The sequence below is a fragment of the Streptomyces violaceoruber genome, from assembly GCF_033406955.1.
In the GTDB taxonomy this organism is placed as follows: domain Bacteria; phylum Actinomycetota; class Actinomycetes; order Streptomycetales; family Streptomycetaceae; genus Streptomyces; species Streptomyces violaceoruber.
On record NZ_CP137734.1, the window covers coordinates 1,087,058 to 1,107,916 of the forward strand.

The following is a 20,859-nucleotide window of genomic DNA, read 5'->3' on the forward strand; positions in this document are numbered from 1 at the left end:
CGGCGGACGGGCGCAGTTCAGGTGCGCGGGACCGTGACCGCCGTGGTGACCAGGCCGTCCCGGGCGCTCCAGCGGCCGTCGAAGCGGCTCAGGCGCCTGCCGTCCACGGTCGGTCCCGGCACCAGGAGGGCGGCATGCAGGGTGCCGCGGCGCGGGTCGGCCGGGTCCACGCGGATCTCGATGTCCGCCTCGGCGAAGTCCAGCCACTGCCCGGTGAGGGGGTACCACGCCTTGTAGACCGACTCCTTGGCGCTGAACAGCAACCGGTCCCAGTGGACGCCGGGCCGCGCGCCGCCCAGCCGCCGCAGCAGGGCCACCTCGGCGGGCAGGGCGATGCTCTCCAGGACGCCGTCCGGGAGCGGCCCGTCGGGTTCGGCGTCGATGCCCAGCGAGGCCAGGTCGGTCAGGCGGACCAGGGCGGCGGCGCCGTAGCCGTCGCAGTGGGTCATGCTGCCGGCGATCCCCTCGGGCCAGCGCGGAGCCCCGCGCTCGCCGGTCAGCACGGGCTGCGCCGGCACGCCGAGCTTCTCCATGGCCCGGCGGGCGCAGGACCGCACCACGGTGAACTCACGGCGCCGCTTGGCGACCGCACGCGCGACGAGTTCCTCCTCCTCCGGATACAGGGGCAGGTGACCGGCGTCGTCCTGGCCGAAGGCCTCCACGGCGACGACCGTGCCGGGCAGCAGTTCCTCGATCAACGGGTCACCTCCTGGTGCGACGGTGCCGCGGACGCCCGCGTCGACGGCAGGATGCGGCGCAGTTGCCCCGGCGGCCCGGGCCGCTTGCGCCACTCGCGGGGATAGCCCACCGAGACCTCCTCGAAGCGGACCCCCTCGTGCCAGGTGGTGCGCGGGATGTGCAGATGCCCGTAGACCATGGTCTCCACCCGGAACCTGCGGTGCCAGTCGGCGGTCAGCGAGGTGCCGCACCACATGGCGAACTCCGGGTACCACAGGACGTCGGTGGGGTGCCGGTGCAGCGGGTAGTGGTTGACCGGGATCATGGGCAGGTCCGCGGGGATCGCGGCGAGCCGGCGCTCGGTCTCGGCGACCCGCGCCCGGCACCAGTCCTCGCGGCTGGGATAGGGGTCGGGGTGCAGCAGGTACTCGTCACTGCACACGACGCCGGTGCCCTGGGCGTACTCCAGTCCCTCGGCCTTGGTCGCACACCCCGCGGGCAGGAACGAGTAGTCGTAGAGCAGGAAGAGCGGCGCGACGACCGCGGGGCCGCCCGCGCCCTCCCACACCGGGTACGGGTCCTCGGGGGTGGTCACGCCCAGTTCCCGGCACATCTCGACGAGGTGCTCGTAGCGGGCGACGCCGCGCAGGTCGACCGCGTCCTTGGGATGTGTCCACAGTTCGTGGTTGCCGGGGGCCCAGACGACCCGGCGGAAGCGGTCCGCGAGGATGCCGAGGGCCCAGCGGATGTCGGCGACGGTCTCCGCCACGTCGCCGGCCACCAGCAGCCAGTCGTCGTCGGACTCGGGGCGCGTCCGCTCGACCAGGGCCCGGTTCTCCTCGTATCCGACGTGCAGATCGCTGATGGCCCACAGCTTCCCCGGAGCCCCGGCCCTCGTCGTCATCCCCCACCCCTTCCAGACACACGTTCGACGCCACGAGATCACATCCCCGGGCGGGTCACAAGGCGACCCGGCCCGACCGTGCGACTGTCCCGGGGGCCGCCGCACGGCCGGGCCGGGGCATCCGTGTGACGCTCGTTGCGCTGGGGGCCGCGCGTACCCCTATGATCGCCCCAACACCCCGCCACGACTCTCCTTTCGCGCAGAGCGGCTCGGTGTCCCTCCAAACCCCTGGCCGGGCACGGCCCGCTTCGCCCTGCCCGCGAACCCTGGAAGGCGGCTTGCATGGCTTCTCCCGTACGCGTCTGGCTCAACCGCACGTACGCGGAGAACGTCTTCTTCATGGATCAGCTGCGGAGAAATCCCGCCGACCGGGCCGTCGAGATCCATGCCACGCACGGTGACCCGGACTCCCCCGTGCTGGCCGCCGCGGACACCGCGGAACCGGAGCCCGAGGGGCTCTCCCCGGCCGGTTACGTCGAGTACGCCCTGGCCCAGTGCGCGCGGCGCGGCATCGACGTGTTCGTGCCCCGGCTGCACCAGTCCGCGATCGTGGCCCACCGCGCCGAGTTCGAGGCGCTGGGTACGGCGCTGCTCGCGCCGCCGCCCGAGGCGGTGGCCGTCTTCCGGGACAAGGTGATCGCCTACGAGGCGGTCCGCGCGATCGGCGTGCCGGTGCCGCCGTGGTGGCGGGTGCGCACGGCCGACGAACTGGTCCTCGCGGTGGAGGAACTGGAGGCGGGCGGCCACCGGGCGTGCTTCAAGCCGGCCTCCGGCGCGGGCGGCGTGGGCTTCCGGATGGTCACCCGGGACCCCTTCTCCCTGACCCACCTCAACGGCTTCCCGAGCCCGTCAGTGCCGCTGCCCCTGGTCGTCGAGGCGCTGCGGGCGGCCGAGGAGCCCGTGGACTGGCTGGTGATGCCGCGCCTGGAGCAGCCGGAGGTCTCGGTGGACTGCCTCACCGGGCCGGACAACCGGGTCCGCCTCGCCGTGGGCCGCACCAAGAACGGCCGCCGCCGCGGGTTCACCCTGCACGAGCAGTGGCTGACACCGGCACGGCGGATCGCCGAGACGTTCGGGCTGCACCACCTGTCCAACGTGCAGTTCAGGATGTACGGCGACCGGCCCGTCCTGATGGACGTCAACACCCGCCCGGCGGGCGGACTGCACCAGTTGGCGCTGTGCGGGGTCAACGTGCCGTGGGCGGCGGTCCGGCTGGCCCTCGGCGACGACCCGGGCGAGCTGGAGCCGCCGTTCCTGGGTCAGGACTACGCGGTGGTGTCGGGACCGCGTCCGCTGCGCCCGGTGACCTTGCCGCACCAGCGCGCGGACCTCCCGGCCGCGACGACACCGGCACCGGCCCCCGCACCGGCAGCGGCAGCGGCACCGGCACCGGCAGAGAGGGCGGCGGCACCGGCGTCGTCCGCCCCCGTGGGGCTCACCTGAGGTAGGCCAGTCCCGGGTGCACCGCCCGGTAGCCGTCGACGAGGCGGCGGGCGACGTCGACCGAGTCGACGAGGGGGTGCAGGGCGAAGGCACGGACCGCGGCCGCGCGGGAGCCGGACCCGGCCGCGGCCAGGACGTCGCGCTCGACGCCCTTGACCGCGCGGACCAGGCCGGTGGCGTGGTCCGGCAGCGGATCGACCGCCATCGGGTGGGCGCCGTTCGCGTCGACCAGGCAGGGGACCTCGATCACCGCGTCGGCGTCGAGGACGGAGAGCGTGCCGCGGTTGCGGACGTTGAGGATCAGGGTGGCGCGTTCGTCACGGGCGACGGCGCGCATCAGCGCCAGCGCCACCTTCTCGTAGCCGCCGGACAGGTCCTCGGCCTCGCGTTCGCCCGCGCCCGCCGTCTCGCGGTTCTCGGCCATGTACGTGGCCTCGCGTTCGGCGCGGGTGCGGTCCCAGGTGGCGAGGGCCGGGGCGTCGGGGCGGCGCATCTCGTCGTAGAAGCGGGCCTGCTGGTCGCGCAGGAACGCGCCCCGGGTGAGGCCGGCCTCCTGGTAGGCGCGGACGGTCTCCCGGTTGAAGTAGTAGTAGTGCAGGTACTCGTTGGGGACGGCGCCGAGGGAGCGCAGCCACTCGGCGCCGAAGAGCCGGCCCTCCTCGAAGGAACCGAGCAGCGCCGGGTCGGCCAGCAGCCGCGGCAGCTCGTCGCGTCCACCGACGCGCAGGCCGCGCAGCCAGCCGAGGTGGTTGAGGCCGACGTAGTCGACGAAGGCGCGGTCCGGGTCGGCGCCCAGCACGCGGGCGACGCGGCGGCCGAGGCCGACCGGCGAGTCGCAGATGCCGATGACCCGGTCGCCGAGGTGCCGGGACATGGCCTCGGTGACCAGGCCCGCCGGGTTGGTGAAGTTGATGACCCAGGCGTCCGGTGCCAGCCGGGCCACCCGGCGGGCGATGTCGACGGCGACCGGGACGGTCCGCAGCCCGTAGGCGATGCCGCCCGCGCCGACCGTCTCCTGGCCGAGGACGCCCTCGGCGAGCGCCACCCGTTCGTCGTCGGCGCGTCCCTGGAGGCCGCCGACGCGGATCGCGGAGAACACGAAGTCGGCGCCGCGCAGCGCCTCGTCGAGGTCGGTCGTCGCGGTCACCGTCGGCGCGTCGGGCACCCCGGCCGCCTGTTCGGCCAGTACCCGGGTCACCGCCGTCAGCCGGGCCGGGTCCAGGTCGTGCAGGACGACGTCGCTCACGCGTCCCTCGCCGCGGTCCCCGAGGAGCGCCCCGTACACGAGCGGTACGCGGAACCCGCCGCCGCCCAGCATCGTCAGCCTCACGTTGGCACCCTTCCGTCGCCCGGCCGCACTTCCGTCCGGCGCCGATCATGGCACGGCCGGTGCCTCCGCGCGTGCACCTCCCCTTTCCTCTGTCCAGGGGGCGGGCGGGCCCCTACCCTCGGCCCGGTGACCGCCCCTGCCACCCCCACCGCCCCCGACCGGCTGCTCGCCGTGCTCGCCGCGTTCGACCACGCGCACCCGGCCCTGTCCCTGACGGACATCAGCCGCCGGGCCGGGCTGAGCCTGACCACGGCACACCGGCTGGTGGGCGCCCTGACCCGGTGGGGCGCGCTGGAGCGGGACGGTGCGGGCGTCTACCACGTGGGCCTGCGGTTGTGGGAGATCGCCGCGCTCGCCCCGCGCGGTCTCGCGCTGCGGCAGGTGGCGTGGCCGTATCTGGAGGACCTGTACGAGGCGACCCACGAGAACGTGCAGCTGGCGGTGCGGGACGGCGGCGAGGTCGTCTACATCGAGTGGCTGGCGGCGCGGTCGTCCATCGGCGTGCACATCCGCGTCGGTGCCCGCTGGCCGCTGCACGCCACCGGGGTCGGGCTCGCCCTGCTCGCGCACGGCGAACCGGAGTTCCAGGAGGCGTACCGCACCGGTCCGCTCGCCTCCTTCACCCCGTACACGATCACCGACCCGGTACGCCTGCGCCGGGTGCTGGCCGAGGTGCGGCGCACCGGAGCGGCGGTGAGCGACCGGCAGATCACCGACGACGCCCTCTCGGTGGCCGCCCCGGTGCACGGCCCGGACGGCACCGTGACCGCTGCCGTGTCGGTCGTCGTGCCGCACGCCGGCGCGCAGGTGCCGGCGCTGGTCCCGGCGGTCCGGCTGGCGGCCCGCGGCATCTCCCGGGCCCTGGGCTGGCGCCCGAATATCCCTCGCACCGGTGAGGACGGGCCCCCGTACTCCTCCTGATACTGGGACGGCCCGTGCCCCAGGAGCCGCCATGTCCGCCCGGTCCCCGCTGTCCTCCCCGCTCGCCCCCGTCCTCGCCCGGCTGCGTACGGCCAGCCCGTACGCGGTGGACGCCGCCGTCGCCGCGCTGGTGCTGTTCGCCGTCTCGCTGCAGTGGCTGTTCCCCGACGAGGGGGACGATCCGCTGTCCTGGCGGGGCTGGCTGCTCGGGGCCGGGACCGCCGTGCCGCTGGTGTGGCGGCGCGCGGCGCCGTTCGCGACCGCCTGTGCCGTGTCCGTGGCCACCCCGGCCCAGGCGGTGCACCACGCGCCGCCGCCCGACCTGATGTACGGCGGCTTCGTCGTCCTCTACACGCTGGCCGCCCTGGCCCGGCCCTGGCAGCGGCGGGTGATGCTGGCGGGCTGGCTGGTCGGGGTCGCCGCCACCATCAGCCACAAGGAGGACGCCGAGCCCTTCGAGTACGCCTTCCAGCTGCTGAGCATCGTGTGCGCGTACGCGCTCGGCTCGCTCACCCGCACCCAGCGCGCCTACACCGCCGAACTGGAGGACCGGGCGCGGCACCTGGAGCGCGAGCGGGCGGCCGACACCGCGCGGGCCACGGCGCAGGAACGCGCCCGCATCGCCCGCGACATGCACGACATCCTGGCGCACGCGGTCAGCCTGATGGTGGTGCAGGCCGAGGCCGGACCGGTCGTCGTGCGCAGTGATCCGGCGCGTGCGGAGGCCGCGTTCGACGCGATCGCGACGGCCGGACGGGACGCGATGACCCAACTGCGGCGCATTCTCGGGGTACTGAAGGAGGAGGAACGCGAGCCGGGGCCGCGGCGGCTGCCCCAGCCGGGCCTGACCGCGCTGCCGGGGCTGGTCCGCCGGGTCGGCGAATCGGCGGGACTGCGGGTGGAGTTGAGGACGACGGGCGAACCGGGCGCGCTTCCTCCGGACACCGAGGTGGCCGGCTACCGCATCGTGCAGGAGGCCCTCACCAACACGGTCAAGCACGCGTACGCTTCCTGCGCGGTGGTCGGGCTCGACTGGGCGGAGGACGGGGTGACCCTGACGGTGACGGACGACGGGCGGGGTCCGGCCCCGGGTGACGGGACGGGCGGTGGCGGGCACGGGCTGATCGGCATCCGGGAGCGGGCCGCGGCCTGCGGGGGCGAGGCCGTCACCGGCGGCGGACCGGACGGCGGTTTCCGGGTCGTCGTACGCCTGCCCGTCGCGGCCGTCCGGCGGACGGCCCTCGGGTGAGCGTCCGGGTGGTGGTCGCCGACGACCAGGAGCTGGTGCGCAGCGGGTTCAGCATGATCCTGGAGGCGCAGCCGGACATCGAGGTGGTCGCGGAGGCCGGGGACGGCGCGGAGGCGGTCGCCGCGGTCGAGCGGTACGCGCCGGACGTCCTGCTCCTGGACATCCGCATGCCCGTCATGGACGGCCTGGACGCGGCCCGGCGGGTGTGTGCGCGCTCCGCCTGCAAGGTCGTCATGCTGACCACCTTCGACCTGGACGAGTACGTGTACGAGGCGCTGTACGCGGGCGCCAGCGGCTTCCTGCTCAAGGACGTGCGCCGGGACGACCTGGTGCACGCGGTGCGGGTGGTCGCGGCCGGTGACTCGCTGCTGGCCCCGGCGGTGACGCGCCGGCTGGTCGCGGACATCGTGCGGCGCCGGCGCGAGGAGGCGGCGGCCGACGTCACCCCTCAGCGCCTGGAGGCACTGACCGCGCGCGAGGTGGAGACGCTGCGGCTGCTGGCGCGGGGGCTGTCCAACTCCGAGATCGCCACGACCCTGTTCGTGAGCGAGCACACCGTCAAGACGCATGTCAGCAACGTGCTGGGCAAGCTCGGTCTCCGTGACCGGGTCCAGGCGGTGATCTGCGCCTACGAGACCGGTCTGGTGGCTCCCGGCTCCCCGTGACGCTCCCCCTGACGGGTGAGGCGGCGACCGCTCTCCCCCGTGCGGGCGAGTCGGCAAACCGCTCTCTCCGGCGATCCGGCGGACCCCCGGCGGCCCCGACTCTGGTGGCGACGACATCAGACCGAGTCCGATCGCCGGGAGGGACCGTGCTGTCCACACTCGCCCGGGCGGCGACCCGCCGCCCTTTGACCGTGATGCTCCTGTGGGGCCTGTTCCTGCTGCTCGGCTTCGGCCTCGGCACGGGCGTCTTCGGGAGGCTCTCCGACGACGTGCCCGACGTCCCGGGCACCGAGTCGCAGGTCGCCGCCGAACACCTGGACGGCCTCGATCCGGCGGGCGACTCGATCACCGGCGTGGTCGAGGCCGCCGCCGTCACGGACCCCGCGGTACGGGCCGAGGTGCGGCGGGCCGTGGCCGACCTGCGGGAGGTCGCGGGCGTCGCCGAGGTCCCCGACCCGTACGCCACGCCCGGCACGGTCGCCGAGGACGGACGGGCCCTGGTCGTCTCCGTCACCCTGGAGGGCGGTCTCGACGACGACGCCGAGGAGGCGGCGGTGGACGACGCGGCCGACCGGCTGCACGGGATCGACGGGAGCGCGGTGTCCGGGGTCCACGTCAGCGGCGGGCCGCTGCTGGGACAGCAGCTCGGCGAGCGTGCCCAGGAGGACGTGAAGAACGCGGAGTTGATCTCGCTGCCGGTCGTGCTGGTCCTGCTGCTCGTCGTGTTCGGGGGGCTGCGTGCGGCCGGGCTGCCGCTGCTGGTGGCGGTCGCGGGGATCGCGGGCGCGTTCCTGGCGCTGTTCGGCTTCAGCCATGTCACCGACATCTCCGTGTACGCGATCCAGGTCACGACGATGCTGGGGCTCGGCCTCGCCGTGGACTACGCCCTGCTGATGCTGGTCCGCTTCCGCGAGGAGCGGCGGCACATCCCGGACGTGGTGGAGGCCGTGCACCGCACGGTGGCGGCGGCCGGGCGGACCGTGCTGTTCTCCGGACTGACGGTGGCCGTGAGCCTGGCCGGGCTGCTGGTCTTCCCGAGCACGTTCCTGCGCAGCATGGGGCTCGCGGTGGCCGCGGTGGTCGTCGTCGACATGCTGGCGGCGCTGACGCTGCTGCCCGCGCTGCTGACCCGGTTCGGCGGCCGGATCCCCCCGGCGAAGGCGCGGCCGGAGGAGGAGGGGCGGCTCTTCGCCCGCCTCGCCCGCTTCGCCGCCCGGCGGCGGGTGGCCGTCCTGGCAGTGGCCGTCCCGGCGCTGCTGGTCGTGGCGCTGCCCGTCACCGGCATGTCCATCAACCTCGGGGACGCGCGGCAGCTGCCGAAGAGCACCGAGGCACGGCAGTTGTACGACGCGATCGAGGCGCACTTCCCGCCGGGCACCGGCGTCTCACCTGTCACGGTGGTCCTGCGGCCCGGCACCGACACCGCGACGGCCGACCGGATCGGCGCGATCGCTGGGGGCACCACCGTCCGTGACCTGCCCGGCGGCACCACCGTGCTCGAACTGCCGGCGGGCGGAGCGGCCGACGGTCCGGCGGCCACCGAACTGGTCGAACGGGTACGGGAACTGCGCGGCGACGCGCCCGTCCAGGTCACCGGCAGCGCCGCCCAACTGGTCGACTTCCGGCAGATGCTCGCCGACCGGGCGCCCTGGGCGGCGCTGACCGTACTGACGGGGATCTTCGTGCTGCTGTTCGCGTTCACCGGGTCGGTGCTGCTGCCGCTGCGCACCGTCGCGACGACGCTGCTCAGCCTCGGGGCCGCGCTCGGTGCGGTGGTCTGGGTGTTCCAGGACGGTCATCTGGCCGGGCCGATCGGCGCCGAGGGGCTGGGCGCGCTGAGCCTGACGGCGCCACCGCTGATCATCGCCATCGCCTTCGGACTGGCCATGGACTACGAGTTGTTCATCCTGGCCCGGATGCGCGAGGCCCGGGAGCGGACCGGCGACGACCGGGAGGCCGTGGTGACCGGCCTGCGCCGGTCCGGCCGGGTGGTGACCTGCGCCGCGCTGCTCCTCGCGGTGGTGTTCGGCGCCTTCATGACGGGCGGCTTCTCGCCGATCCTGCAGATCGGGCTCGGCCTGACCCTGGCGGTGCTGATCGACGCCACCGTCGTCCGGATGCTGCTGGTGCCGGCCACGATGGCGCTGCTGGGCCGTCACGCCTGGTGGGCTCCGAAGCCGCTGCGCCGGGCGCACGAGAGGTTCGGGGTGCGCGAGGAGGCCCCCGGCCCCGCTCCGGCCCCGCCGCAGCCCGCGGCGCGCTGAGACGCCGGGCGCGCCACCGAAACGCCGGGCGCGCGGCCCGGCCGGTCCGTGGTTCCTCCCCGACGGGGGTGGGGAGGAACCACGGTCGGGGCACGTCCGTCCCACCCGGCGCTTTCGTGACGTTCACGACGTTCACGGGCTGAACTCCCCGGCCCCGCAAGGACTTTCTCGGCTTCACCTCTTGACGGCGGCGGCGTCCCGGAGCACATTGGCCGCACTCTGAGAGCGCTCTCAGAAGTCTCCCCGCGGAGCGCGCTCGGGGCGTAGCGCTTCCCACTCCCGCATCGAGAGGCGACCCCCACATGAGTCAGACATCCGGCAACCCGCCCAGACGCCGGCCGCTGCGCCGGGCGCTGGTGGCCGTCGTCGGCACGCTCGGCCTGGCCGCGGCGGCGGCGACCGTCACGGGCCCGTCGGCGGGCGCGGCCGTTCCGCCGCCCCCGTCCGGCTGGACGCAGGTCTTCGCCGACGACTTCGACGGCGCGGCCGGCTCCGGTGTGAACACCGCGAACTGGCAGTACGACACCGGCACCTCGTACCCCGGCGGCCCGGCCAACTGGGGTACCGGCGAGATCGAGACGATGACGTCGTCCCCGAGCAACGTCTCACTGGACGGCGGCGGCAACCTGCGCATCACCCCGCAGCGCGACGGCGCCGGCAACTGGACCTCGGGCCGCATCGAGACCAAGCGCGCCGACTTCGAGCCCCCGGCCGGGGGCAAGCTGCGCGTGGAGGCCCGTATCCAGGTCCCGAACGTCACCGGGGCCGCCGCCAAGGGCTACTGGCCGGCGTTCTGGATGCTCGGCGCGCCCTACCGCGGCAACTACTGGAACTGGCCCGGTGTCGGCGAGATCGACATCATGGAGAACACCCAGGGCCTCAACACGGTCTGGTCCACGCTGCACTGCGGCACCTCGCCCGGCGGCCCCTGCAACGAGACCAGCGGCATCGGCGGCAACACCCCGTGTCCCGGCGCCACCTGCCAGGCGGGCTTCCACACCTACCGGGTGGAGTGGGACCGCTCGACGAGCGTCGAGGAGATCCGCTTCTCCGTCGACGGCAACAACTTCCACACCGTCCGCGCCAACCAGGTCGACGCGACGACCTGGGCGAACGCCACCAACCACGGCTACTTCATCATCCTGAACGTCGCCATGGGCGGCGGCTTCCCGGACGCCTTCGGCGGCGGCCCGGACGGCGGCACCCAGCCCGGCCACTCCATGCTCGTGGACTACGTCCAGGTGCTGTCGGCCGGTGGGAGCGGTACCACGCCGCCCCCGACCGGGGGTGACCGCGACGCGTACGGCGCCATCGAGGCGGAGTCGTACGACGCCCAGTCCGGCACGATGACCGAGGGCACCTCGGACTCGGGCGGCGGCAGCAATCTCGGCGCCCTCGCGAACGGCGACTGGGTGCAGCACAAGGGCGTCGAGTTCGGTTCGAGCGCGGCGACCCAGTTCAAGGCGCGGGTGGCGAGCGGTGCCGCAGCCGGCGTCAGCGGTCTGGTCGAGGTGCGCCTGGACAGCCGTACCAGCACGCCGGTCGGCAGCTTCGCCGTGGGCAACACGGGCGGCTGGCAGTCGTGGCGGACGATCCCGGCGAACATCGCTTCGGTGACCGGCACCCACGACGTCTACCTGACCTTCACCAGCGGCCAGAGCGCCGACTTCGTCAACGTGAACTGGTTCGGCTTCGGCCACTGAGCGGCGACCGACCCCCCGCAGGAGAGGCGAAGGGGCCCCACGCACCGTGGGGCCCCTTCGTCGCGCCGTGCGGCGTTGCTCAGCGCAGCTCCGCCCGGAAGGCGGCCGGCGTCTGGTCGGTGTGCTGCTGGAAGAACTTGGAGAAGTTCGCCGCGTCCGGGAAACCGACCGCCGCGCCGACCCGCCCGATCGGCATCTCGGTGTGGGCGAGCAGCCGCTTGGCCTCCAGGACGACGCGCTTGTCGATGAAACCCTTGGGCGTCTCACCGGTGGCGGCGCGCACCGCGCGCACCAGGGTGCGGCGGGAGTAGCCGAGCGCGTCGGCGTAGGCGCTGACGCTGTGGTTGGTGGCGAAGCCCCGCTCGACCGCGTCCCGGAAGAGGACGAAGGTGCTGTCCCCCGGCGCCTCCGCCCGCCCCTGACGCGCCGCCCTCGCGGAACCGGCCGCGAGGTGGGCGAGGCGCAGCAGGAACGCGGAGAGCGTGTGCCGCAGTACGGCCGTGTGCAGGCTCAGCGGGAGCGTGGTCGCGTCCTCGTACTCGCGCCGCAACTGCTCGAGCGCCGCCGTCAGTCCGGCGAGCCGCGCCTCGTCGGGGTGGAGCAGGGGCGGCAGGTCGTAGCGGTAGAGGCCGGTGGCCTCCACGGTGGCGCGGGGCAGGAAGCCGGGCTGCATGGTGAGCACCGTTCCGCGGTACTCGCCCTCCGGCGCGAAGCGGTGGACCTGGCCGGGACGGATCCACAGCAGGTCGCCGGCCGACGCCTCGTACTCGGCGAAGTCGATCATGTGACGGACCGGTCCGCCGGTGAAGAGCATGACGATGTGGAAGTCGATGCGGTGCACGCGGTGCAGCGGCGCCTGCGCGTGCCAGGTGCGGCCGGCGCCCATGGGACCGACCTGCATGCCCACTCCGAGGAGGCTGAGATCGACCGGGAAGGGGAACGTTCTGATCCCGTCGCCGCCGTCTTGGCTTCTTTCGTCCGCCATGTCCGCCTCGTACCGTCCCGCCCGTGTGCCCCGCGGCCGGGGCATGTCCCAGTTTCACCACAGGCTGACACACCACGACCTTCACTCTCAAAAGTCAGACTTTTAAGTTTGAACGCGTCAGACCAGCTACTTCGCTCCGATCGAGGATTTCTTGAAGATGAGCACGCAGTCGAGCAAGCAGACAGTGGACGGCGCGGACCGCTTCGAATGGACCGAACTCGACCGGCGTGCCGTGGACACCGCCCGGATCCTGGCGGCCGACGCCGTGCAGAAGGTGGGCAACGGTCACCCGGGTACGGCCATGGCCCTCGCCCCGGCCGCCTACACGATCTTTCAGAAGGTGATGCGGCACGACCCCGCCGATCCCGAGTGGACCGGCCGTGACCGCTTCGTCCTCTCCCCCGGCCACACCTCGCTGACCCTCTACACCCAGCTCTTCCTCGCCGGGTACGAGGTGGAGCTGGACGACCTCAAGGCCTTCCGCACGCACGGCTCCAGGACGCCGGGCCACCCCGAGTACGGGCACACGGCCGGCGTGGAGACCACCACGGGGCCGCTGGGCCAGGGTGTGGCCAACGCGGTGGGCATGGCGATGGCGGCCCGCTACGAGCGCGGCCTGTTCGACCCCGGGGCCCCCGAGGGCGAGTCGCCCTTCGACCACACCATCTGGGCGATCGTCAGCGACGGCGACCTCCAGGAGGGCGTCTCCGCGGAGGCGTCGTCGCTCGCCGGTCACCAAAAGCTCGGCAATCTGGTCTTCCTCTACGACGACAACCACATCTCGATCGAGGGCGACACCGTGACCGCGTTCTCCGAGGACGTGCTGAAGCGCTACGAGGCGTACGGCTGGCACACACAGCGCGTCGAGCCCGCCGAGAGCGGCGACGTGGACGTGCGCGCGCTGCACGCGGCGCTGACGGCGGCGAAGGCCGAGACCGGCCGCCCCTCCATCATCGCCATGCGCACGATCATCGCCTGGCCCGCCCCGAACGCCCAGAACACCGAGGCCTCCCACGGCTCCGCCCTCGGCGCGGACGAGATCGCCGCCACCAAGCGCGTCCTCGGCTTCGACCCGGAGCGGTCCTTCGAGGTCGCCGACGAGGTCCTCGCCCACACCCGCCGGGCCCTGGACCGGGGCGCCGAGGCGCACGCCGCCTGGGACAAGCGGATCGCCGCCTGGCGCGACGCCGCCCCCGAGCGCGCGGCGCTGTTCGACCGCGTGGTCGCGGGCCGGCTGCCCGAGGGCTGGGAGGACGCCCTGCCGGTGTTCGAGACCGGCAAGGCGGTCGCCACCCGGGCCGCGTCCGGCAAGGTCCTCCAGGCGCTCGGCCCGGTGCTGCCCGAACTGTGGGGCGGCTCCGCAGACCTGGCCGGCTCGAACAACACGACGATCGACAAGACGTCGTCCTTCCTGCCCGGGGGCAACCCGCTCCCCGGCGCCGACCCGTACGGCCGCACCGTGCACTTCGGCATCCGCGAGTTCTCCATGGCCGCGGAGATGAACGGCATCGCCCTGCACGGCAACACCCGGATCTACGGCGGCACCTTCCTGGTCTTCTCCGACTACATGCGCAACGCGGTGCGCATGTCCGCGCTGATGCAGCTGCCGGTGACGTACGTGTGGACGCACGACTCCATCGGCCTCGGTGAGGACGGGCCCACCCACCAGCCGGTCGAACACCTGGCCTCGCTGCGCGCGATCCCCGGCCTCAACGTCGTCCGCCCCGCCGACGCCAACGAGACCGCGACCGTGTGGGCCGAGATCCTGCGCCGCCACTCCACCCACCCGGCGCCGCACGGCCTCGCCCTCACCCGCCAGGGCGTACCGACCTACGCGCCGAACCCGGACGCGGCGCGCGGCGGGTACGTCCTCGCCGACGCGTCCACCGGCGCCCCGGACGTCGTCCTGATCGCCACCGGCTCCGAGGTGCAGCTCGCGATGGCCGCGCGGGAGACGCTCGAGGCCGAGGGCACCGCCACGCGCGTGGTGTCGATGCCGTCCGTGGAGTGGTTCGAGGAGCAGCCCCGCGCGTACCGCGAGAGCGTGCTGCCGCCGTCCGTGCGGGCCCGGGTGGCCGTGGAGGCCGGGATCGGCCTGACCTGGCACCGGTTCGTCGGGGACGCGGGCCGCATCGTCTCCCTGGAGCACTTCGGCGCCTCCGCCGACGCGAAGACCCTGTTCAGCGAGTTCGGCTTCACCGCCGGGCACGTGGCCGCCGCCGCCCGGGACTCCCTGGCCGCCGCCCGCGGCTGACCCCACCGGATCCCATCCCGGTCCGGACCCGTTTCGACCTCGATCCGAGGGCAGAAAGAGAAGATGATCACTGTGACCGAAGCAACCGCCACCGCGGGAGCACTGCAGCGCCTGGCCGACCAGGGCGTGTCCGTCTGGCTCGACGACCTGTCGCGGCGGCGGATCGAGTCCGGCAACCTCGCCGAGCTGATCAGGACGAAGAACGTCGTCGGAGTCACCACCAACCCGTCGATCTTCCAGGCCGCCATAGGCTCCGGCGAGGGCTACGAGGAGCAGCTCGCCGACCTGGCGACCCGGGGCGTCACCGTCGACGAGGCGGTGCGCATGATGACCACCGCCGATGTCCGCGCCGCCGCCGACGTGCTGCGCGGGGTGTACGACGCCTCCGGCGGGCGCGACGGCCGCGTCTCCATCGAGGTCGACCCGCGCCTGGCCCACGACACGGCGGCGACGGTCGCCGAGGCCCGCCAGCTGTCCTGGCTGGTCGACCGTCCCAACGTGATGATCAAGATCCCGGCGACGAAGGCCGGTCTCCCGGCCATCACCGAGGTCATCGGCGCCGGCATCAGTGTGAACGTCACGCTGATCTTCTCCCTGGAGCGCTACCGCGAGGTCATGGACGCCTACCTCGCCGGCCTGGAGAAGGCGCAGGCGGCCGGGATCGACCTGGCCGGCATCCACTCGGTCGCGTCCTTCTTCGTCTCCCGCGTCGACAGCGAGATCGACAAGCGCCTGTCCCTGCTGGGCACCGAAGAGGCGCTCGGCCTGCGCGGCCGGGCGGCACTGGCCAACGCACGACTGGCCTACGAGGCGTACGAGAACGTCTTCGCGGGCGACCGCTTCACCGCCCTCGCGGGGGCCCGCGCGAACGCCCAGCGCCCCCTGTGGGCGTCCACCGGTGTGAAGGACCCGGCATTCCGGGACACCCTGTACGTGGAGGAGCTGGTCGCCCCCGGCACCGTGAACACGATGCCGGAGGCCACCCTGGACGCCGCCGCCGATCACGGCGACGTACGGGGCGACACGGTCACCGGCGGGTACGCCCAGGCCCGCGCCGATCTCGCGGCCGTGGAGCGGCTCGGCGTGTCGTACGACGAGGTGGTGGAGCAGTTGGAGCAGGAGGGCGTGGCGAAGTTCGAGGCGGCCTGGCAGGAGCTGCTCGCCGCCGTGACGAAGTCCCTCGACAGCAAGGGAGTTGACGGGGAATGAGCGAGGAGCTTCCCGCTGGGGCGCCCCAGGAGACCAAGGCGACGAAGGAAGCCAAGGAGACCCGGACGGCCCAGGAGGCGGCGGGGCCGCTGCACGCGGAGGAGGCCGAGGAGGCCCGCGCCGCCGAGGCGGCGAAGGCGTCCGGCCGGGCGAAGGCTCCCCGCGGCGCGAAGAAGTCCGCGACGAACCGCGCCGCCAAGGAGGCGAAGGGCAAGGGCGCGGCCGGGGAGGGCGTCGAGCCGGTGGCACCGCTCGACTGGAGCAACCCGCTGCGCGATCCCCAGGACCGCCGTCTCCCCCGCATCGCGGGCCCGTCCGGGCTGGTCATCTTCGGCGTCACCGGCGACCTGTCCCGCAAGAAGCTGATGCCCGCCGTGTACGACCTGGCCAACCGCGGCCTGCTGCCGCCCGGCTTCTCGCTGGTCGGCTTCGCCCGCCGGGACTGGGAGGACCAGGACTTCGCCGAGGTCGTGCACGACGCGGTCAGGGAGCACGCGCGCACGCCGTTCCGCGAGGAGGTCTGGCAGCAGCTCTCCGAGGGCATGCGCTTCATCCCCGGCGACTTCGACGACGACAACGCGTTCGAACAGCTGCGCAAGGCCGTCGAGGAGCTGGACGCGTCCCGCGGCACCAGCGGCAACTACGCCTTCTACCTCTCCGTGCCGCCGAAGTTCTTCCCGAAGGTCGTCCAGCAGCTCAAGAAGCACGGGCTGACCGACGCGCCCGCGGGCTCCTGGCGCCGTGCGGTGATCGAGAAGCCGTTCGGCCACGACCTGGACAGCGCCCGCGACCTGAACGCGCTGGTGCACGAGGTGTTCGACCCGGAGCAGGTCTTCCGCATCGACCACTACCTGGGCAAGGAGACGGTCCAGAACATCCTGGCGCTGCGCTTCGCCAACCAGATGTACGAGCCGATCTGGAACCGGTCCTACGTGGACCACGTGCAGATCACGATGGCCGAGGACATCGGCATCGGCGGCCGGGCGGGCTACTACGACGGCATCGGCGCCGCCCGCGACGTCATCCAGAACCATCTGCTCCAGCTGATGGCGCTGACCGCCATGGAGGAGCCGGCCGCCTTCGACGCGCGGTCGCTGCTCACCGAGAAGCTGAAGGTGCTGCGGGCGGTGCGGCTGCCCGACGACCTGGGCGAGCACACCGTGCGCGGGCAGTACGCGGGCGGCTGGCAGGGCGGCGCGCAGGTGCCCGGCTACCTGGAGGAGGAGGGCATCGACCCGGCCTCCACCACCGACACCTACGCGGCGATCAAGCTCGGCATCGACAACCGCCGCTGGGCCGGGGTGCCCTTCTACCTGCGCACCGGCAAGCGCCTGGGCCGCCGGGTCACCGAGATCGCGGTCGTCTTCCAGCGGGCCCCGCACTCCCCCTTCGACTCCACGGCGACGGAGGAGCTGGGCGAGAACGCCATCGTCATCCGCGTCCAGCCCGACGAGGGCATGACGGTGCGCTTCGGCTCCAAGGTGCCGGGCACGTCGATGGAGATCCGGGACGTGTCGATGGACTTCGCGTACGGCGAGTCCTTCACCGAGTCCAGCCCGGAGGCGTACGAACGGCTGATCCTGGACGTCCTTCTGGGTGACGCCAACCTGTTCCCGCGCCACCAGGAGGTGGAAGAGTCCTGGCGGATCCTCGACCCGATCGAGGAGTACTGGGCCTCGCACGACAAGCCCGCGCAGTACGCGTCGGGCGGCTGGGGACCGCGGGAAGCGGACGAGATGCTCGCACGAGACGGACGGAGCTGGCGCAGGCCATGAGGATCGACCTGACCGACACCACGGCAAGCAAGATCAACAAGGCGCTGGTGCAGGGCCGCCGGGCCATCGGCACCCCGGCCGTGGGCATGGTGCTCACGCTGGTCATCGTCACGGACGAGGAGAACGCCTACGACGCGACCAAGGCCGCCGAGGAGGCCTCGCACGAGCACCCCTCGCGCACCCTCGTCGTCATCAAGCGCCACCCCCGCAATCTGCGCGACCGCACCCGCTCGCACCTCGACGCCGAGGTCCGGGTCGGCTCCGAGGCCGGGACCGGCGAGACGGTCGTCCTGCGCACGTACGGCGAGGTGTCCGAGCACGCCGACTCGGTGGTGCTGCCGCTGCTGCTGCCGGACGCGCCGGTCGTCGTGTGGTGGCCGGTCGAGGCGCCGGACAACCCCGCGAAGGACCCGCTGGGCGCGCTGGCCCAGCGCCGGATCACCGACCTCTACACGGTCGAGAGGCCGATGGAGGTCCTGGAGCGCCGGGTCCGCGCCTACGCGCCCGGCGACACCGACCTGGCCTGGACCCGGCTGACGCTGTGGCGCTCGATGCTCGCCGCGGCCCTGGACCAGGCCCGGGTACCGGTGACCTCCGCGGTCGTGGAGGCCGAGGCGGACAACCCGGCCGCCGAGCTGCTGGCCCGCTGGATGGAGGCCCGCCTCGGTGTCCGCGTGGACCGCGTGGTCACCGACGGCCCGGTGGTGACGGCGGTCCGCCTCGGCACGGCGAACGGCGAGATCGTCGTCGACCGGCCGGAGGGCCCGCTCGCCACGATGACCCTGCCGGGTCAGCCCTCGCGCTCCGTCGCCCTGAAGGTGCGCCCCACCTCCGAACTCATCGCCGAGGAGCTCAGGCGCCTCGACGCCGACGAGATGTACGCCGTCGCCCTGCGCGGCAAGGCCGGCAAGGAGACCCCTGTCCATGTCTGACACCCCGAAGCTCAACCAGCGGCCCGAGTGGACCGCGCTCGCGGACCACGCCAAGGGCACGCTGCCCCACCCGGACCTGCGCGAGCTGTTCGCCCAGGACCCCGGGCGGGCGGAGCGCTACGTCGTGCGCGTGGGAGACCTGCGCATCGACTACTCGAAGCACCTGGTCACCGACGAGACGCTGGCCCTGCTCCAGGAGCTGGCCGCCGCGACCGGCGTGTCCGGGCTGCGCGACGCGATGTTCCGCGGTGAGCGCATCAACATCACCGAGGACCGGGCGGTCCTGCACACCGCGCTGCGGGCGCCGCGGGACGCGGTGATCGAGGTCGACGGCGAGAACGTCGTCCCCAAGGTGCACGCCGTGCTGGACAAGATGGCCGGCTTCGCCGACCGGGTCCGCTCCGGCGAGTGGACCGGCCACACCGGCAGGCGCATCAGGAACGTCGTCAACATCGGCATCGGCGGCTCCGACCTCGGTCCGGCGATGGCCTACGAGGCCCTGCGGGCCTTCACCGACCGCTCCCTCACCCTCCGCTTCGTGTCCAACGTGGACGGCGCCGACCTGCACGAGGCGGTCCGGGACCTGGACCCGGCCGAGACGCTGTTCATCATCGCCTCCAAGACCTTCACCACCATCGAGACGATCACCAACGCCACCTCCGCCCGCTCGTGGCTGCTGGCCGGCCTCGGGGGTGACGAGAAGGCGGTCGCGAAGCACTTCGTGGCCCTGTCGACCAACGCCGAGAAGGTCGCGGACTTCGGCATCGACACGGCCAACATGTTCGAGTTCTGGGACTGGGTCGGCGGCCGCTACTCCTTCGACTCGGCCATCGGCCTCTCCCTGATGATCGCCATCGGCCCGGACCGCTTCCGGGAGATGCTCGACGGCTTCCGCATCGTCGACGAGCACTTCCGCAACGCCGAGGCCCCGGCCAACGCGCCGCTGCTCCTCGGCCTGCTGGGCGTCTGGTACGGCGACTTCCTGGGTGCGCAGTCACACGCGGTACTGCCGTACTCGCACTACCTGTCGAAGTTCACCGCGTACCTCCAGCAGCTGGACATGGAGTCCAACGGCAAGTCCGTCGACCGCGAGGGCAAGCCCGTGCAGTGGCAGACCGGGCCGGTGGTGTGGGGCACGCCGGGCACCAACGGGCAGCACGCCTACTACCAGTTGATCCACCAGGGTACGAAGCTGATCCCGGCGGACTTCATCGGCTTCGCCCGGCCCGTGGACGAGCTGAGCGAGGAGCTGAAGGCCCAGCACGACCTGCTGATGGCCAACTTCTTCGCCCAGACCCAGGCCCTCGCCTTCGGCAAGACCCCGGACGAGGTACGCGCCGAGGGAGTGCCCGAGGAACTGGTCCCGCACAAGACCTTCCGCGGCAACCACCCCACCACGACCGTCCTGGCCGCCGAACTGACCCCCTCCGTCCTCGGCCAGCTCATCGCCCTGTACGAGCACAAGGTCTTCGTCCAGGGCGCGATCTGGAACATCGACTCCTTCGACCAGTGGGGCGTCGAACTCGGCAAGGTGCTCGCCAAGCGCGTCGAACCGGCCCTCACCGAGGGCGCGGACGTGCCCGGCCTCGATCCGTCCACGGCCGCGCTGGTGGCCGCCTACCGTGAACTGAAGGAAGTGCACTGACATGCAGATCGGTCTTGTGGGTCTCGGCAAGATGGGCGGCAACATGCGCGAGCGACTGCGCAACGCCGGCCACACCGTCGTCGGATACGACACCAATCCCGACCGGGCCGACGTCGACAGCCTGGTCGAGCTGGTGGACCGGCTGGAGCGGCCGCGCGCGGTCTGGGTGATGGTCCCGGCCGGCGGCGCCACCCAGCACGTCATCGACCAGCTGGCGACGCTGCTCAAGCCCGGTGACACCGTCATCGACGGCGGCAACTCCCGCTGGACGGACGACGAGAAGCACGCCGAGGAACTGGGCAAGCGCGGCATCAACTTCGTCGACGCGGGCGTCTCGGGCGGCGTGTGGGGACTGAAGAACGGCTATGCCCTGATGGTCGGCGGCGACAAGGAGACCGTCGACGACCTGAAGCCGGTCTTCGACGCACTCAAGCCCGACGGCCCCTACGGCTACGTCCACGCGGGCAAGGTCGGCGCCGGGCACTTCTCCAAGATGGTCCACAACGGCATCGAGTACGCCATGATGCAGGCCTACGCCGAGGGCTGGGAGCTGCTGGAGAAGGTCGACTCCGTGGACAACGTCCGCGAGGTCTTCCGCTCCTGGCAGGAGGGCACCGTCATCCGGTCCTGGCTCCTGGACCTGGCCGTCAACGCCCTCGACGACGACCACCACCTGGAGAAGCTGCGCGGCTACGCCGACGACTCGGGCGAGGGCCGCTGGACCGTGGAGGCGGCGATCGACAACGCCGTGCCGCTGCCCGCGATCACGGCCTCCCTCTTCGCGCGGTTCGCGTCCCGCCAGGAGGACTCGCCGCAGATGAAGATGGTCGCCGCGCTGCGCAACCAGTTCGGTGGCCACGCCGTGGAGTCGGCCAAGAAGTAGCCGCCCGGGAAGTGGGCGG

The 20,859-nt window shown here is 72.8% G+C and carries 16 protein-coding genes; 12 read left to right on the forward strand and 4 right to left on the reverse strand.

Translation table 11 applies throughout. From position 1 onward, the window contains the following. Positions 1–17: 17 nt before the first annotated feature. Positions 18–698 (reverse strand): 4'-phosphopantetheinyl transferase family protein, encoded by a 681-nt coding sequence (locus R2E43_RS05075; RefSeq protein WP_003972322.1) that lies wholly within the window; start codon positions 696–698, stop codon positions 18–20. Then, positions 695–1,582, reverse strand: a complete 888-nt coding sequence (locus R2E43_RS05080) for a metallophosphoesterase family protein (protein WP_332055951.1) — start codon at positions 1,580–1,582, stop codon at positions 695–697. The genes R2E43_RS05075 and R2E43_RS05080 overlap by 4 nt, the downstream gene beginning before the upstream one ends. A 282-nt stretch (positions 1,583–1,864) precedes the next feature. Between R2E43_RS05080 and R2E43_RS05085 the strand changes: the two genes are divergently transcribed. Next, positions 1,865–3,025, forward strand: a complete 1,161-nt coding sequence (locus R2E43_RS05085) for an ATP-grasp domain-containing protein (protein ID WP_003972324.1) — start codon at positions 1,865–1,867, stop codon at positions 3,023–3,025. Here R2E43_RS05085 and R2E43_RS05090 read toward each other — a convergent pair. Then, positions 3,018–4,355, reverse strand: a complete 1,338-nt coding sequence (locus R2E43_RS05090) for a 6-phospho-beta-glucosidase (RefSeq protein ID WP_332055952.1) — start codon at positions 4,353–4,355, stop codon at positions 3,018–3,020. The two genes, R2E43_RS05085 and R2E43_RS05090, sit on opposite strands and share 8 nt — an antisense overlap. A gap of 126 nt (positions 4,356–4,481) precedes the next feature. Here R2E43_RS05090 and R2E43_RS05095 point away from each other — a divergent pair, with 126 nt between their 5' ends. From R2E43_RS05095 to R2E43_RS05115, 5 genes are all read left to right on the forward strand, one after another. Beyond that, on the forward strand, positions 4,482–5,276 hold the full coding sequence (locus R2E43_RS05095) for an IclR family transcriptional regulator (protein ID WP_003972326.1): 795 nt from the start codon (positions 4,482–4,484) through the stop codon (positions 5,274–5,276). Between the two features lie 31 nt (positions 5,277–5,307). After that, positions 5,308–6,525 carry a sensor histidine kinase gene (locus R2E43_RS05100; protein ID WP_016327821.1) on the forward strand — a complete coding sequence of 406 codons (1,218 nt, stop codon included), beginning with the start codon at positions 5,308–5,310 and terminating at the stop codon, positions 6,523–6,525. Then, on the forward strand, positions 6,522–7,190 hold the full coding sequence (locus R2E43_RS05105; RefSeq protein WP_003972328.1) for a response regulator: 669 nt from the start codon (positions 6,522–6,524) through the stop codon (positions 7,188–7,190). Before R2E43_RS05100 ends, R2E43_RS05105 begins: the two co-directional genes overlap by 4 nt. 146 nt (positions 7,191–7,336) lie before the next feature. Beyond that, on the forward strand, positions 7,337–9,454 hold the full coding sequence (locus tag R2E43_RS05110) for an MMPL family transporter (protein WP_003972329.1): 2,118 nt from the start codon (positions 7,337–7,339) through the stop codon (positions 9,452–9,454). Positions 9,455–9,756: 302 nt separating this feature from the next. Continuing rightward, complete coding sequence (locus R2E43_RS05115) at positions 9,757–11,157, forward strand: glycoside hydrolase family 16 protein (protein WP_332055953.1); 1,401 nt, start codon at positions 9,757–9,759, stop codon at positions 11,155–11,157. Positions 11,158–11,236: 79 nt separating this feature from the next. Here R2E43_RS05115 and R2E43_RS05120 read toward each other — a convergent pair whose 3' ends face one another. Continuing rightward, complete coding sequence (locus R2E43_RS05120; RefSeq protein WP_003972331.1) at positions 11,237–12,142, reverse strand: helix-turn-helix transcriptional regulator; 906 nt, start codon at positions 12,140–12,142, stop codon at positions 11,237–11,239. A 157-nt stretch (positions 12,143–12,299) separates the two neighbouring features. On the opposite strand from R2E43_RS05120, the gene tkt reads away from it, so the two are divergent. The 6 genes from tkt (at position 12,300) to gnd (ending at position 20,840) form a co-directional block, all read left to right on the forward strand. Further along, positions 12,300–14,396, forward strand: coding sequence for a transketolase (tkt, locus tag R2E43_RS05125; RefSeq protein ID WP_030869605.1), 2,097 nt, complete (start codon positions 12,300–12,302; stop codon positions 14,394–14,396). A gap of 63 nt (positions 14,397–14,459) precedes the next feature. Further along, a complete protein-coding gene (gene tal, locus R2E43_RS05130; RefSeq protein WP_011031085.1) occupies positions 14,460–15,605 on the forward strand; it encodes a transaldolase in 1,146 nt (381 codons plus the stop codon). Continuing rightward, positions 15,602–17,380 (forward strand): glucose-6-phosphate dehydrogenase, encoded by a 1,779-nt coding sequence (gene zwf / locus R2E43_RS05135; RefSeq protein WP_011031084.1) that lies wholly within the window; start codon positions 15,602–15,604, stop codon positions 17,378–17,380. The genes tal and zwf overlap by 4 nt, the downstream gene beginning before the upstream one ends. Next, the gene (gene opcA, locus R2E43_RS05140) at positions 17,377–18,312 is read left to right on the forward strand and encodes a glucose-6-phosphate dehydrogenase assembly protein OpcA (protein ID WP_003972335.1); all 936 of its coding nucleotides are present in this window, start codon (positions 17,377–17,379) and stop codon (positions 18,310–18,312) included. The genes zwf and opcA overlap by 4 nt, the downstream gene beginning before the upstream one ends. Further along, on the forward strand, positions 18,305–19,957 hold the full coding sequence (pgi, locus tag R2E43_RS05145; RefSeq protein WP_106518496.1) for a glucose-6-phosphate isomerase: 1,653 nt from the start codon (positions 18,305–18,307) through the stop codon (positions 19,955–19,957). The genes opcA and pgi overlap by 8 nt, the downstream gene beginning before the upstream one ends. Position 19,958: 1 nt before the next feature. Beyond that, a complete protein-coding gene (gene gnd / locus R2E43_RS05150; RefSeq protein ID WP_003972337.1) occupies positions 19,959–20,840 on the forward strand; it encodes a phosphogluconate dehydrogenase (NAD(+)-dependent, decarboxylating) in 882 nt (293 codons plus the stop codon). Positions 20,841–20,859: the final 19 nt, after the last annotated feature.